The sequence below is a fragment of the Pseudomonas serbica genome, assembly GCF_028823535.1.
GTDB classification, from domain to species: Bacteria; Pseudomonadota; Gammaproteobacteria; order Pseudomonadales; family Pseudomonadaceae; genus Aquipseudomonas; species Aquipseudomonas serbica.
Genome location: NZ_JAQIYM010000001.1, coordinates 580,456 through 595,023 on the forward strand (window position 1 = coordinate 580,456; position 14,568 = coordinate 595,023).

Annotated in this window: 13 protein-coding genes; 5 read left to right on the forward strand and 8 right to left on the reverse strand. The window is 57.7% G+C overall.

Annotated features, from left to right (window positions below):
• Positions 1 to 14 precede the first annotated feature (14 nt).
• The 4 genes from yidC to rpmH are packed head-to-tail and all read right to left on the reverse strand — an operon-like array spanning position 15 to position 2,487.
• Positions 15 to 1,694, reverse strand: coding sequence for a membrane protein insertase YidC (gene yidC, locus NQL71_RS02665; protein WP_046818615.1), 1,680 nt, complete (start codon positions 1,692 to 1,694; stop codon positions 15 to 17).
• Between the two features lie 2 nt (positions 1,695 to 1,696).
• The gene (gene yidD, locus NQL71_RS02670) at positions 1,697 to 1,942 is read right to left on the reverse strand and encodes a membrane protein insertion efficiency factor YidD (RefSeq protein ID WP_010207715.1); all 246 of its coding nucleotides are present in this window, start codon (positions 1,940 to 1,942) and stop codon (positions 1,697 to 1,699) included.
• On the reverse strand, positions 1,935 to 2,336 hold the full coding sequence (gene rnpA, locus NQL71_RS02675; protein WP_201343619.1) for a ribonuclease P protein component: 402 nt from the start codon (positions 2,334 to 2,336) through the stop codon (positions 1,935 to 1,937). The genes yidD and rnpA overlap by 8 nt, the downstream gene beginning before the upstream one ends.
• A gap of 16 nt (positions 2,337 to 2,352) precedes the next feature.
• Entirely contained in the window at positions 2,353 to 2,487 is a 135-nt protein-coding gene (rpmH, locus tag NQL71_RS02680) for a 50S ribosomal protein L34 (RefSeq protein ID WP_003213577.1), read from the reverse strand.
• Between the two features lie 567 nt (positions 2,488 to 3,054).
• Between rpmH and dnaA the strand changes: the two genes are divergently transcribed.
• From dnaA to gyrB, 4 genes are read left to right on the forward strand one after another with little or no spacing between them, the layout of a single operon-like run.
• On the forward strand, positions 3,055 to 4,575 hold the full coding sequence (dnaA, locus tag NQL71_RS02685) for a chromosomal replication initiator protein DnaA (RefSeq protein WP_046818617.1): 1,521 nt from the start codon (positions 3,055 to 3,057) through the stop codon (positions 4,573 to 4,575).
• A 38-nt stretch (positions 4,576 to 4,613) separates the two neighbouring features.
• A complete protein-coding gene (gene dnaN, locus NQL71_RS02690; protein ID WP_020797992.1) occupies positions 4,614 to 5,717 on the forward strand; it encodes a DNA polymerase III subunit beta in 1,104 nt (367 codons plus the stop codon).
• A 20-nt stretch (positions 5,718 to 5,737) separates the two neighbouring features.
• Positions 5,738 to 6,841, forward strand: a complete 1,104-nt coding sequence (gene recF / locus NQL71_RS02695; protein ID WP_274642227.1) for a DNA replication/repair protein RecF — start codon at positions 5,738 to 5,740, stop codon at positions 6,839 to 6,841.
• 5 nt (positions 6,842 to 6,846) lie between these two features.
• A complete protein-coding gene (gene gyrB / locus NQL71_RS02700) occupies positions 6,847 to 9,264 on the forward strand; it encodes a DNA topoisomerase (ATP-hydrolyzing) subunit B (RefSeq protein WP_077185067.1) in 2,418 nt (805 codons plus the stop codon).
• Between the two features lie 243 nt (positions 9,265 to 9,507).
• On the opposite strand, the gene NQL71_RS02705 is transcribed toward gyrB, so the two are convergent.
• The 4 genes from NQL71_RS02705 to glyQ form a co-directional block, all read right to left on the reverse strand.
• A complete protein-coding gene (locus NQL71_RS02705) occupies positions 9,508 to 10,287 on the reverse strand; it encodes a lysophospholipid acyltransferase family protein (RefSeq protein WP_046818620.1) in 780 nt (259 codons plus the stop codon).
• 67 nt (positions 10,288 to 10,354) lie between these two features.
• The gene (gmhB, locus tag NQL71_RS02710) at positions 10,355 to 10,888 is read right to left on the reverse strand and encodes a D-glycero-beta-D-manno-heptose 1,7-bisphosphate 7-phosphatase (RefSeq protein ID WP_046818621.1); all 534 of its coding nucleotides are present in this window, start codon (positions 10,886 to 10,888) and stop codon (positions 10,355 to 10,357) included.
• Positions 10,889 to 10,895: 7 nt separating this feature from the next.
• Complete coding sequence (gene glyS, locus NQL71_RS02715; RefSeq protein ID WP_077185070.1) at positions 10,896 to 12,950, reverse strand: glycine--tRNA ligase subunit beta; 2,055 nt, start codon at positions 12,948 to 12,950, stop codon at positions 10,896 to 10,898.
• Positions 12,947 to 13,900, reverse strand: coding sequence for a glycine--tRNA ligase subunit alpha (gene glyQ / locus NQL71_RS02720; RefSeq protein WP_003213601.1), 954 nt, complete (start codon positions 13,898 to 13,900; stop codon positions 12,947 to 12,949). Before glyQ ends, glyS begins: the two co-directional genes overlap by 4 nt.
• 81 nt (positions 13,901 to 13,981) lie before the next feature.
• On the opposite strand from glyQ, the gene tag reads away from it, so the two are divergent.
• On the forward strand, positions 13,982 to 14,539 hold the full coding sequence (tag, locus tag NQL71_RS02725) for a DNA-3-methyladenine glycosylase I (protein ID WP_046818623.1): 558 nt from the start codon (positions 13,982 to 13,984) through the stop codon (positions 14,537 to 14,539).
• Positions 14,540 to 14,568 lie beyond the last annotated feature (29 nt).

A 14,568-nucleotide genomic window follows, 5' to 3' on the forward strand; every position in this document is an offset into this window, starting at 1 on the left:
ATCCACAGTGTAAATCAGGCAGTTGCTTTGGCAGCCGCTTCGATCTTACGCGTGATGTACCACTGTTGGGCGATCGACAAAACGTTGTTCACAACCCAGTACAGCACCAGACCCGCCGGGAACCACAGGAAGAAGAAGGTGAAGATGATTGGCATCATTTTCATGACCTTCGCCTGCATCGGATCCGGAGGAGTCGGGTTCAACTGCTGCTGGATGAACATGGTGGCGCCCATGATGATCGGCAGAATGAAGAACGGATCCTTGATCGACAGGTCAGTAATCCACAGCATGAACGGCGCTTGGCGCATTTCCACGCTTTCCAGCAGAACCCAGTACAGCGAAAGGAAAACCGGCATCTGCACGAGGATTGGCAAGCAGCCACCCAGCGGATTGATCTTCTCTTTCTTGTAGAGCTCCATCATGGCTTGCGACATTTTCTGCCGGTCGTCGCCATGTTGTTCTTTCAGCGCGGCCAGTTTCGGTGCCACTGCACGCATGCGTGCCATGGATTTGTAGCTGGCAGCCGACAGTGGGAAGAAAATCCCCTTGATCAGCATGGTCAGGAAGATGATCGACCAGCCCCAGTTACCGACCAGCGCGTGAATGTGTTGCAGCAACCAGAAAATTGGCTGGGCAATGAACCACAAAATGCCGTAGTCGACGGTCAGTTCCAGACCTGGGGACAACTCTTTCAGGACAGCCTGGCTTTTCGGTCCGGCGTACAGAATGGCGCTGGTTTCAGCCTTGGCACCCGGAGCAACGGTCAGCGAAGGACCGGTATAGCCGATGATGTAGTTGCCTTTGCTGTCTTTACGGGTCTGGACGATGTTGTTTTCGCCCTTGACCGGAATCCACGCAGTCACGAAGTAGTGCTGCAACCAGGCAACCCAACCACCGGTGACGGTTTCTTTCAGCTGCGCCTTGTCCATGTCGCTCATCGACACTTTCTTGTACGGCTCGTTACTTGTCCACAGGGCGGCGCCCAGGTAAGTCGCGGTGCCGGTGGCAGTGCTGGAAGACGGATCGGAGCTGGCGTCACGCTTCAATTGCGCGAACATTGCACCGGACCAGGGCTGTGCGCTCTGGTTGTCGATCAGGTAGGAGACAGTTACGTCATACAGGCCGCGTTTCAGGGTGAAACGCTTGATGTAGTTGACACCGTCCTTGCTGAACTTCAGGTCCACGACCAATTGGTCCTGACCGTCAGCCAGTTGATAAACCTTCTTCTCCGCCGAATAAATCGGACGACCGGCAGGACTTGCATCCGGGCCGTTGCTGCCAATCAGGCCACTTTGAGCCAGATAAGTCCGTTCGTTGCCGTTATCGAACAGCTGGAATGGGATTTCCGGATGGTCCTGGCGACGTGGATACAGCGGCAATTTCAGTTGGGCAACATCACCACCTTGTGGATCGATGGCCAGATCGAGCACATCCGTTTTGATCTGGATGAGGTCGGTGCTCGCCGCTACCGGCGTTTCGGCAGGTGCGCTGGTATCGTTTGCGGCGTGTGGAATGTCGTCACTGACGGACGCTTTATTGCCAGTGGCCGTATCCGGGAGGCCCGGTGCGGTCGTACTGGAAGCAACATTCTGAGTCGGCAGGGCAGCCTGGCCATAGTCCTGGTTCCATTTAAGAACCATAACGTAGGACACGATTGCCAGGGCGACGATCAGGATCGTGCGTTTGATATCCATGATTACTCGGCCATCGAAGAAGAACGGGAGGTAGGGATAGGTGGAACCGGGTCATAACCACCGGGATTCCACGGATGACAGCGACCTAAACGACGAAAGGTCAGCCAGCCACCGCGCAGAAGGCCATGATTTTCAATGGCTTCTAACGCGTAGCAGGAACAACTGGGGTAGAAACGACAGTGACTGGCCATCAGCGGACTAATGGCATAGCGATAAAACTGGATCGGAACGAGTGCCAGTTTACGCATCGGGACTGTCTACCCCTACAGTTTCGGTTTTGACTACTGGTACCGGCGTGCTGCGTGCCAGACGCTTCCAGAGTTTGCCGAAATGCTGAATCAATTCGGGGTTTTCTACGTCACCCAAACCTTTGCGCGCGACGATAACGATGTCCCAGCCGGCCAGTGCATCCTGGTTCAGCCGAAACGATTCGCGCATCAGACGTTTGAGGCGATTGCGCTCGACGGAGAGCTTTACGCTCTTTTTCCCGATAACCAGCCCGAGTCGGGGGTGATCAAGATCGTTGTTGCGCGCAAGGAGCAGGAGATTTTTCCCCGGAACCTTGCCGGTAGGGGAGTCAAAGACTGCCTTGAAATGCCGGGGGGTAAGCAGACGCTTTTCCCGACTGAAGTCCTGACTCACCTCCAGTGCCGGATTATCAAACTGCCAGACGCGCACGACCTTTGGCGCGACGACGCGACAGGACGGCACGACCGTTCTTGGTAGCCATGCGAGCACGGAAACCGTGGGTACGAGCGCGTTTGATAGTGCTTGGTTGGAAAGTACGTTTCATTGTCGTGTTACCTGGTTCGTCCACAACGGGCCGGAATGGCCCCCGTTTTAAGAGACCGGGGATTCTAGAGAAAGCAAGCCTCTAGGTCAATTTCCAACCAACGTTTCCTTATAAATAGATCTCCAGAGGTTTTGCCTGGCCAGGATCCTCAGCCAAATATAAAAATAAGAAAGGAAAGTATTTAAAGCTTTTCTGTAAAGCTTATAAAAGCTTAGCTCGCAGGTATCTGTGGATAAGTCCCTTGAGCCCTTGTTTCATCGACTGTACAGCGAATGACAACTACAGTGGAAAACGGTGTTCAGCCTGTGCTGCGCTGTCGGATAACCTGTGTGTGGAAAGGGTTGTTATCCACAGGCAGGTTATCCACCGAGTTTCACCCCCACTTGTGCAATGAGCTTAGAGGCGGTTATCCACAGAGCTTATGCACAGACCACTGGTCGTCTTTTTTGCGTATAAAACCCTGATTGTTCTCGGTTCATGACCCACCTACGTGTGGATAAGTCGGCGGCTGGCCGTTACAATGGCCGCTTGTTTTTGCCTCACCGGCTTTCAACTTAGGGGATATCCGTGTCAGTGGAACTTTGGCAGCAGTGCGTGGAGCTTTTGCGCGATGAGCTGCCTGCCCAACAATTCAACACTTGGATCCGTCCACTACAGGTCGAAGCCGAAGGCGACGAGTTGCGTGTCTATGCACCCAATCGTTTTGTCCTGGACTGGGTCAACGAGAAATACCTGAGTCGCGTCCTGGAATTGCTCGACGAACACGGCAACGGTATGGCGCCTGCGCTTTCCTTATTAATAGGCAGCAAACGCAGCTCTGCTCCGCGCGCCGCGCCAAATGCGCCGCTGGCCGCCGCTGCGGCGTCCCAGGTTCAGGCGGCTGCGGCCGCAGCGGCGCCTGTGGCACCGGCTGCATCACCGGCCAAGCGAGCGACGCAAAAAACCGCAGAAGTGGCTGAGCAAGAGCCTTCGCGTGACAGCTTCGATCCAATGGCCGGCGCCAGTTCGCAACAGGCACCGGTGCGCGCCGAGCAGCGTACCGTTCAGGTGGAAGGTGCGCTCAAGCACACCAGCTACCTGAACCGCACCTTTACCTTCGAGAACTTCGTTGAGGGTAAGTCCAACCAACTGGCCCGGGCCGCGGCCTGGCAAGTGGCGGACAATCCCAAGCATGGTTACAACCCGCTCTTCCTTTACGGTGGCGTAGGTTTGGGTAAAACCCACTTGATGCATGCTGTGGGTAACCATCTATTAAAGAAGAATCCGAATGCCAAGGTCGTGTACCTGCATTCCGAGCGCTTCGTGGCCGACATGGTCAAGGCTCTGCAACTGAACGCGATCAACGAGTTCAAGCGCTTCTACCGTTCGGTGGATGCGTTGCTTATCGATGACATTCAGTTCTTCGCCCGCAAGGAGCGCTCGCAGGAAGAGTTTTTCCACACCTTCAATGCCCTGCTTGAAGGTGGCCAGCAGGTCATTCTCACCAGTGACCGCTACCCGAAAGAAATCGAAGGCCTTGAAGAACGCCTGAAGTCGCGCTTCGGCTGGGGCCTTACGGTGGCTGTTGAACCACCGGAACTGGAAACCCGTGTCGCGATCCTGATGAAAAAGGCCGATCAGGCCAAGGTCGAATTGCCGCACGATGCAGCGTTCTTCATTGCCCAACGCATTCGCTCCAACGTCCGTGAGCTGGAAGGTGCGCTCAAACGCGTGATTGCCCATTCGCACTTCATGGGTCGCGATATCACCATCGAGTTGATCCGCGAGTCCCTGAAGGATCTGTTGGCGCTGCAAGATAAACTGGTCTCTGTGGATAACATTCAGCGCACTGTCGCCGAGTACTACAAGATCAAGATCTCCGATTTGTTGTCCAAACGTCGTTCGCGTTCGGTTGCCCGTCCACGTCAGGTCGCCATGGCCTTGTCCAAGGAACTGACCAACCACAGCCTGCCGGAAATCGGTGATGTGTTTGGTGGGCGTGACCACACGACTGTTTTGCACGCCTGCCGCAAGATCAACGAACTTAAGGAATCCGACGCGGACATCCGCGAGGACTACAAGAACCTGCTGCGTACACTGACCACTTGATGAACACCAGCGCAGCTTTTAAGGCAAGGGACTAGACCATGCATTTCACCATTCAACGCGAAGCCCTGTTGAAACCCCTGCAACTGGTCGCAGGCGTCGTCGAGCGCCGACAGACCTTGCCGGTGCTCTCCAACGTGCTGCTGGTTGTCGAAGGCCAGCAATTGTCGCTGACCGGTACCGACCTGGAAGTCGAGCTGGTCGGTCGTGTGCAACTCGAAGAGCCTGCTGAAACGGGTTCCATCACCGTGCCTGCACGTAAACTGATGGATATCTGCAAAAGCCTGCCGAATGATGCGCTGATCGATATCAAGGTCGATGAACAGAAGCTGGTGGTGAAGGCTGGCCGTAGCCGCTTCACCCTCTCGACCTTGCCGGCCAACGATTTCCCTACCGTGGAAGAAGGCCCGGGCTCGCTGACGTGCAGCCTGGAACAGAGCAAGCTGCGTCGTCTGATCGAGCGCACCAGCTTCGCCATGGCCCAGCAAGACGTTCGTTACTACCTCAACGGCATGCTGCTGGAAGTTTCGGCAGGCGTCATTCGTGCCGTGGCCACCGATGGTCACCGCCTGGCGATGTGCTCGATGCAGGCTGATATCGGCCAGCCGGATCGCCACCAGGTCATCGTGCCGCGCAAGGGTATCCTGGAGCTCGCGCGTTTGCTGACCGAGCCCGACGGTATCGTCAGCATTGTCCTGGGTCAGCATCACATTCGTGCTACCACCGGTGAATTCACCTTCACCTCGAAACTGGTCGACGGTAAATTCCCGGACTACGAGCGCGTTCTGCCAAAAGGCGGTGACAAGTTGGTGCTCGGTGATCGTCAGGCGCTGCGCGAGGCTTTCAGCCGAACGGCGATTCTGTCCAACGAGAAGTATCGTGGTATCCGTCTGCAACTGGCTCCTGGTCAGCTGAAGATCCAGGCGAACAACCCGGAGCAGGAGGAAGCGGAAGAAGAAGTTGGCGTTGAATACAACGGCGGCTCCCTGGAAATCGGCTTCAACGTCAGCTACTTGCTCGACGTACTGGGCGTGATGACTACCGAGCAGGTGCGTCTGATCCTGTCCGACTCCAACAGCAGTGCGCTGGTACAAGAGTCCGACAACGATGACTCGGCCTACGTCGTCATGCCGATGCGTCTGTAATCATGTTCAGCAGAAGCTAGATGTCCCTTAGTCGCGTCTCGGTCACCGCGGTGCGCAATCTGCACCCGGTGACCTTCTCCCCCTCTCCCCGAATCAATATTCTCTACGGCGCCAATGGCAGCGGCAAAACCAGTGTCCTGGAAGCCATTCACCTGCTGGGGCTTGCTCGTTCGTTTCGTAGCACCCGATTGTTGCCCGTCATTCAGTATGAGCAAGTGGCGTGTACGGTATTTGGCCAGGTCGAGTTGGCCGAAGGTGGACACAGTGCCTTGGGCATCTCCCGGGACCGTCAGGGGGAGTTCCAGATCCGCATCGACGGACAGAACGCGCGCAGTGCCGCGCAGCTGGCCGAGATCCTGCCGCTGCAGTTGATCAATCCGGACAGCTTCCGCTTGCTGGAAGGCGCGCCGAAGATACGCCGACAGTTCCTCGACTGGGGCGTGTTCCACGTGGAACCCCGATTCATGTCCACCTGGCAACGCCTGCAGAAGGCCCTGCGCCAGAGAAACTCTTGGCTGCGGCATGGTACACTTGACGCCGTTTCGCAAGCGGTTTGGGACAGGGAACTGTGCCAGGCCAGCGCTGAAATAGATGAATACCGCCGCGCCTATATCAAAGCCTTGAAACCGGTGTTTGAGCAGACCTTGAGCGAACTGGTTGAGCTCGAAGGGCTAACGCTCAGCTATTACCGGGGCTGGGACAAAGACCGTGAATTAAGCGCTGTGCTCGCCGGATCCCTTCAGCGGGATCAGCAGATGGGGCATACCCAGGCAGGACCGCAACGTGCTGATTTGCGCCTCAGATGGGGTGCTCACAATGCCGCGGATATCTTGTCCCGTGGCCAGCAGAAGTTGGTGGTCTGCGCGTTACGGATTGCCCAGGGTCACCTGGTCAGCCAGGCCCGACGCGGTCAGTGTATTTATCTGGTGGATGACTTGCCGTCCGAACTGGACGAGCAGCACCGCCGTGCGCTTTGCCGCTTGCTGGAAGACTTACGCTGCCAGGTATTTATTACCTGTGTAGACCACGAATTATTGAGGGAAGGCTGGCAGACGGAAACGCCAGTCGCCCTGTTCCACGTGGAACAGGGCCGTATCACCCAGACCCACGACCATCGGGAGTGAAGGCATTGAGCGAAGAAAATACGTACGACTCAACGAGCATTAAGGTGCTGAAAGGCCTGGATGCCGTACGCAAACGTCCCGGTATGTACATTGGTGACACCGACGATGGCAGCGGTCTGCACCACATGGTGTTCGAGGTGGTCGATAACTCGATCGACGAAGCGCTCGCCGGCCACTGCGACGACATCAGCATCATCATTCACCCGGACGAATCCATCACCGTTAAAGACAACGGCCGTGGTATTCCGGTAGATGTGCATAAAGAAGAAGGCGTCTCGGCAGCCGAGGTCATCATGACCGTACTGCACGCCGGCGGTAAGTTTGACGACAACTCCTACAAGGTATCCGGCGGCCTTCACGGCGTAGGTGTGTCGGTAGTGAACGCACTGTCTGAAGAGCTTGTTCTTACTGTCCGCCGTAGCGGCAAGATCTGGGAACAGACCTACGTCCACGGTGTGCCACAGGAACCGATGAAGATCGTTGGCGACAGCGAAACCACCGGTACCCAGATCCACTTCAAGGCTTCCAGCGAAACCTTCAAGAACATCCACTTCAGCTGGGACATCCTGGCCAAGCGGATTCGTGAACTGTCCTTCCTCAACTCCGGTGTTGGCATCGTTCTCAAGGATGAGCGCAGCGGCAAGGAAGAGTTGTTCAAGTACGAAGGTGGCCTGCGCGCGTTTGTTGAATACCTGAACACCAACAAAACCCCGGTCAATCAGGTGTTCCACTTCAACATCCAGCGTGAAGACGGCATCGGCGTGGAAATCGCCCTGCAGTGGAACGACAGCTTCAACGAGAACCTGTTGTGCTTCACCAACAACATTCCGCAGCGCGACGGCGGTACCCACCTGGTGGGCTTCCGTTCCGCACTGACGCGTAACCTCAACACCTACATCGAAGCCGAAGGCCTGGCCAAGAAGCACAAGGTTGCAACCACCGGTGACGACGCCCGTGAAGGCCTGACCGCGATCATTTCGGTAAAGGTTCCGGATCCGAAGTTCAGCTCCCAGACCAAAGACAAGCTGGTCTCTTCCGAAGTGAAGACCGCGGTCGAACAGGAAATGGGCAAGTACTTCTCCGACTTCCTGCTGGAGAACCCGAACGAAGCCAAGTTGGTTGTCGGCAAGATGATCGACGCGGCACGTGCTCGTGAAGCAGCCCGCAAGGCCCGTGAGATGACCCGCCGTAAAGGCGCGCTGGATATCGCCGGCCTTCCGGGCAAACTGGCTGACTGCCAGGAAAAGGACCCTGCCCTCTCCGAACTGTACCTGGTGGAAGGTGACTCCGCGGGCGGCTCTGCCAAGCAGGGACGTAACCGCAAGACCCAGGCGATTCTGCCCCTCAAGGGTAAAATCCTGAACGTCGAGAAGGCGCGTTTCGACAAGATGATCTCTTCCCAGGAAGTGGGCACCTTGATCACTGCGCTGGGCTGCGGCATCGGTCGCGAAGAGTACAACATCGACAAGTTGCGTTATCACAACATCATCATCATGACCGATGCTGACGTCGACGGTTCGCACATTCGTACCCTGTTGCTGACCTTCTTCTTCCGTCAGCTGCCTGAGCTGATCGAGCGTGGCTACATCTACATTGCCCAGCCGCCGCTGTACAAGGTCAAGAAAGGCAAGCAAGAGCAATACATCAAAGACGACGACGCCATGGAAGAGTACATGACGCAGTCGGCCCTGGAAGATGCGAGCTTGCACCTGAACGAAGAGGCACCGGGGATCTCCGGCGAAGCGCTTGAGCGTCTGGTGAACGACTTCCGTCTGGTGATGAAGACCCTCAAGCGTCTGTCGCGCCTGTACCCACAGGAATTGACCGAGCACTTCATCTACCTGCCGGCCGTCAGCCTGGAGCAACTGTCCGATCACGCAGCGATGCAGGATTGGCTGGCCCAGTACGAAGTGCGCCTGCGCACCGTCGAGAAGTCCGGCCTGGTCTACAAGGCCAGCCTGCGTGAAGACCGTGAGCGTAACGTCTGGCTGCCAGAGGTCGAACTGATCTCCCACGGTCTGTCGAACTACGTCACCTTCAACCGCGACTTCTTCGGCAGCAACGACTACAAGACGGTCGTCTCCCTGGGCGCTCAACTGAGCACCCTGCTCGACGAAGGCGCGTACATCCAGCGTGGCGAACGCAAGAAAGCGGTCACCGAGTTCAAGGAAGCCCTTGACTGGTTGATGGCTGAAAGCACCAAGCGCCACACCATCCAGCGATACAAAGGTCTGGGTGAAATGAACCCGGATCAGCTGTGGGAAACCACCATGGACCCAAGCGTTCGCCGGATGCTGAAAGTGACCATCGAAGACGCCATTGGTGCAGATCAGATCTTCAACACCCTGATGGGTGATGCGGTCGAACCTCGCCGTGACTTCATCGAAAGCAATGCCCTGGCGGTTTCCAACCTGGACTTCTGATCCTGGTTAACCCCCGCTAAACGAAAAAGGCCAACGTCATGCGTTGGCCTTTTTTGTACCCACAACAGCGGTGAAAGAGGCATAAAAAAACCGGCTATATCAGCCGGTTTTTTTGCGCCCGAAAAAAACTTATGCACGTTTTTCGGTTTTTTAAGCGCTTAAGAAATATCTATATAAATCATTATGTTAGGAGAGAATTTCGACGCTTTTCTCACAAACGGTACACAGCTTATCCACAGAAGCTCAGACAACTGCCTGATCGTTGGCAACCGGTGCTTGCGGAGCCGGTGGCAGAGAGCCCATTTCCCGTTGCATTTGCTCGTTCCAGGCCTGGACCCGGTCGTTCAGATCGGCGATGGCCCGTGGTCCACTACCTTCGGCATACATCGGTGCGCCGATGATCACGGTGATGACGCCCTGCTTCTTCTTCCAACCGGTTTTTGGCCAGAACTTGCCAGCGTTGTGCGCAATCGGCAGCACCGGCAGCTCGGCATTCACCGCCAGCGCCGTACCCCCTCGGGAGAATTTTCCGATGGTGCCATAGGGAACGCGTGTGCCTTCGGGGAAAATCAGCACCCAGACGTTGTCCTTGAGCAATTCATCGCCTTTCTTGGCGACATGCTTGAGTGCTGCTTTCGGGTTGTCCCGGTCGATGGCGATCGGACGGAGCATGGCCATGGCCCAGCCAAAGAACGGCACGTAAAGCAGTTCGCGCTTGAGCACCTGGCTCAATGGTGAGAAATAGGCCGAGAGAAAAAAGGTCTCCCAGGTGCTCTGGTGGTTCGACTGAATCACGCAGGGTTGTGTCGGTACGTTCTCGGCACCCTTCACTTCGTAGCGAATGCCCAGGAACACCTTGCTCAGCCACAAGGCGCAGCGGCACCAATAGACGTTGATGAAACGATAGCGCGCCTTGAACGGGAGAAAGGGCGCGATAAAAAAACTCAGGCTGCACCACAGCAGGGAGCTGGTGCCCAGCAGCAGGTAAAAGAGGAAGGTTCTGATGGCCTGCAGTATCGACATGGCGACGTTTACCGTAACGGTTCAAGCGCACTCCCGAACGTTCCTTGGTCAGGATTTCGAAAGAGCTCTAATTGTGGATAAGTTCTGCGGCAATCGCCGCCAGATCGTCGAAAATCAATGTGCCTACCGGAAGGGTCTTGCCCAAAGTCTTTTCGCCTTTCCCGGTCTTTACCAAAACTGGCTGAGAGTCGACGGCTTTGGCGGCTTCCAGGTCACCGAGACTATCGCCGACGAACCATAGATTTGTCAGCGATACGTTGTAATGTGCGGCGATGCTTTTCAGCATCCCAGGTTTTGGCTTGCGGCAATCGCAGCCTTCGTCCGGCCCGTGCGGGCAGTAGACGATCAGCCCGACTTCCCCACCCTGCTCGGCCACCAGCGAGCGCAAGCGCGCGTGCATGGCGTCCAGGGTGGCGAGGTCGTAATAGCCGCGAGCGATGCCCGACTGGTTGGTGGCGACTGCCACCGTCCAGCCGGCCTTGCTCAACTGCGCGATGGCTTCGATCGACCCGGGGAGTGGAATCCACTCCTCCACCGACTTTATGTAAGCGTCGGAGTCGTAATTGATCACCCCGTCCCGATCGAGAATCAGCAGTTTCAAACCGTCTTTACCCCAGCAACGAAATATCGGCGACGCCCAGGAACAACCCACGCAGACGGGCCAGCAAGGCATAACGGTTGGCGCGGACATTGGCATCTTCCGCGTTGACCATCACTGCTTCGAAGAACGCATCCACCGGCTCGCGCAAGGCGGCCAGGCGTGCCAGCGACTCGCTGTACTGACGCGCCGCAGCCATAGGCTGGACAGCCTGGTCGGCCTGCTGGATCGCCGAGTACAGGGAGAACTCGTTGGCATTGTCGAAGTACTTGGCTTCGACTACGGTCGGCACCGAGCCTTCGACCTTGCTCAGCAAGTTCGATACGCGCTTGTTCACCGCCGCCAGGGCCGCAGCTTCCGGCAACTTGCGGAAGGCTTGTACCGCTTGTACGCGCTGGTCGAAGTCCAGGGCCGAGCCCGGGTTCAGGGCACGAACCGACAGGTAGGTCGCCACGTCGACGCCTTCATCCTCATAACGTGCACGCAGGCGGTCGAAGATGAATTCCAGCACGGCGTCATTGAGGCCGGCAGCCTTGACCTTGGTGCCGAACGCATTCACGGCGAAGGCCACGGCGTCGTTCAGGTCCAGATCCAGTTGTTTCTCGATCAGGATACGCAGCACACCCAACGCGGCGCGGCGCAGGGCGTACGGGTCTTTGCTACCGGTCGGCAGCATGCCGATACCGAAGATTCCCACCAGGGTATCCAGCTTGTCGGCGATGGCCACGGCCGCACCGGTCAGGGTGGCTGGCAGTTCGGCACCGGCACCGCGCGGCATGTACTGCTCGTTCAGGGCCAGGGCGACGTCTTCTGGCTCGCCGTCATTGAGGGCGTAGTAGTACCCGGCGACACCTTGCATTTCCGGGAACTCGCCGACCATTTCGGTCGCCAGGTCGCATTTGGACAGCAAGCCTGCACGAGCGGCCCACGAAGCGTTGCCGCCAATGCGCGCGGCGATATAGGCGGCGAGCTTGGAAACGCGCTCGGCCTTGTCGTAGACGCTGCCCAGTTTTTCCTGGAACACCACGTTTTGCAGGCGCTGGTTGAAGTCTTCGAGCTTCTGCTTCTTGTCTTGCTTGAAGAAGAACTCGGCGTCGGTCAGGCGTGGGCGAACCACTTTCTCGTTACCGGCGATGATCTGCTGCGGGTCTTTGCTTTCGATGTTGGCCACGGTAATGAAACGTGGCAGCAACTTGCCTTCGGCATCCAGCAGGCAGAAGTACTTCTGGTTGTCCTGCATGGTGGTGATCAGCGCTTCTTGCGGTACGTCGAGGAAACGTTCCTCGAACGAGCACACCAGCGGTACTGGCCACTCGACCAGCGCGGTCACTTCGTCGAGCAGGGCTGGCGGAACGATCGCCGTGCCTTCCTGACGGGTGGCCAGTTCTTCGGTGCGCTTGCTGATGATGTCGCGACGCTCGTTGGCGTCAGCCAGTACGTAGGCGGCACGCAGGTCGGCCAGGTAGCTGGACGGCGAACCGATGCGCACGTTTTCCGGGTGGTGGAAGCGGTGGCCACGGGAATCGCGGCCGGACTTCTGGGCGAGGATGGTGCAGTCGATGACCTGGTCACCGAAGAGCATTACCAGCCATTGCGTCGGACGCACGAACTCTTCCTTGCGCGCACCCCAACGCATGCGTTTCGGGATCGGCAGGTCGTTCAGCGAGTCTTCGACGATGGTCGGCAGCAAGCTCGCGGTCGGCTTGCCGGCGATGCTCTGGCTGTAGCGCAGTTTCGGACCGCTCTGATCGATTTCGCTCAGGTCGACCCCGCACTTCTTGGCAAAACCCAGTGCCGCTTGGGTCGGGTTGCCTTCGGCATCGAACGCGGCCTGGCGTGGCGGGCCATCGAGGTTGATGCTGCGATCCGGCTGCTGGGTGGCCAGCGACGTGATCAGCACCGCCAGACGGCGCGGCGCGGCATAAACGGTTTTGGTCTCGTAGTTCAGGCCGGCAGCTTGCAGGCCCTTGTCGATACCGGCAAGGAACGCCTCGGCCAGGGTGTTCAGGGCCTTGGGTGGCAGTTCTTCAGTGCCCAGTTCAACCAGAAAATCCAGAGCACTCATTGTGCAGCCTCCAGCTTGGCCAGTACTTCGTCACGCAGGTCCGGGGTCGCCATCGGGAAGCCCAGCTTGGCGCGAGCCAGCAGGTAGGCTTGCGCAACGGAACGCGCCAGGGTGCGTACACGCAGGATGTATTGCTGACGCGCGGTCACGGAAATTGCCCGGCGCGCATCCAGCAGGTTGAAGGTATGGGAGGCCTTCAACACCATTTCGTAGCTCGGCAACGGCAGCGGCTGGTCGAGTTCGATCAGGCGCTTGGCTTCGCTTTCGTAGAAATCGAACAGTTCGAACAGCTTCTCGACGTTGGCGTGTTCGAAGTTGTAGGTCGACTGCTCCACTTCGTTCTGGTGGAACACGTCGCCGTAGGTCACTTTGCCGAACGGACCGTCAGCCCAGACCAGGTCGTAGACCGAATCCACGCCTTGCAGGTACATGGCCAGGCGCTCCAGGCCGTAAGTGATCTCACCGGTCACCGGGTAGCATTCGATGCCGCCCGCTTGCTGGAAATAGGTGAACTGGGTCACTTCCATGCCGTTGAGCCAGACTTCCCAGCCCAGACCCCAGGCGCCGAGGGTCGGCGATTCCCAGTTGTCTTCGACGAAGCGGATGTCATGCACCAATGGGTCCAGGCCCACGTGCTTGAGGGAGCCCAGGTACAGCTCCTGGAAGTTGTCCGGGTTTGGCTTGAGCACCACCTGGAATTGGTAGTAGTGCTGCAGACGGTTCGGGTTTTCGCCGTAGCGGCCGTCAGTCGGGCGACGACTTGGCTGCACATAAGCGGCGTTCCAGGTTTCCGGGCCAATGGCGCGCAGGAATGTTGCAGTGTGGAAAGTGCCGGCGCCTACTTCCATATCGTAGGGCTGAAGTACCACACAACCTTGCTCGGCCCAGTATTGCTGGAGGGCGAGGATCAAGTCTTGGAAGGTACGCACGGCTGGCGTAGGCTGGCTCACGAAATTCACCTGTTTCTTGGGCTGCGATTTAAAGAGCGGGAGTATACCCGATTCATTGCTGCGCACGCCCCCTGGAGCCTTATGCCACGCTGCTTTTGGTGTTCCGAAGATCCGCTATACATGGCTTATCACGATCAGGAGTGGGGCACGCCGCTACGCGATGCGCAGGGACTGTTCGAGTTGCTTTTGCTCGAAGGGTTCCAGGCCGGCCTTTCCTGGATCACCGTGCTGCGCAAACGCGAGCACTATCGACGGGTGATGTACGGCTTCGACGTGCAGCGCGTGGCGCAGATGAGCGACGCGGAAGTCGATGAATTGATGCTCGACCCGGGCATCATCCGTAATCGCCTCAAGCTCAACGCGGCCCGGCGCAATGCCCAGGCCTGGATGGCGCTGGAGGACCCGGTGGCGTTTCTCTGGTCCTTTGTCGGCGGTGTACCGAAGATCAATCACTTCAGCGATCGATCCGAAGTGCCGGCCATCACCCCCGAGGCGGTGGAGATGAGCAAGGGCTTGAAAAAAGCCGGGTTCACCTTCGTTGGCCCGACCATCTGTTACGCGCTGATGCAGGCTTCGGGCATGGTCATGGACCATACCCGGGATTGCGATCGCTACGCGCAGCTGGCGAACGGCGGTTAGAATAGCCGCCTCGCGCACAGCACAAGATC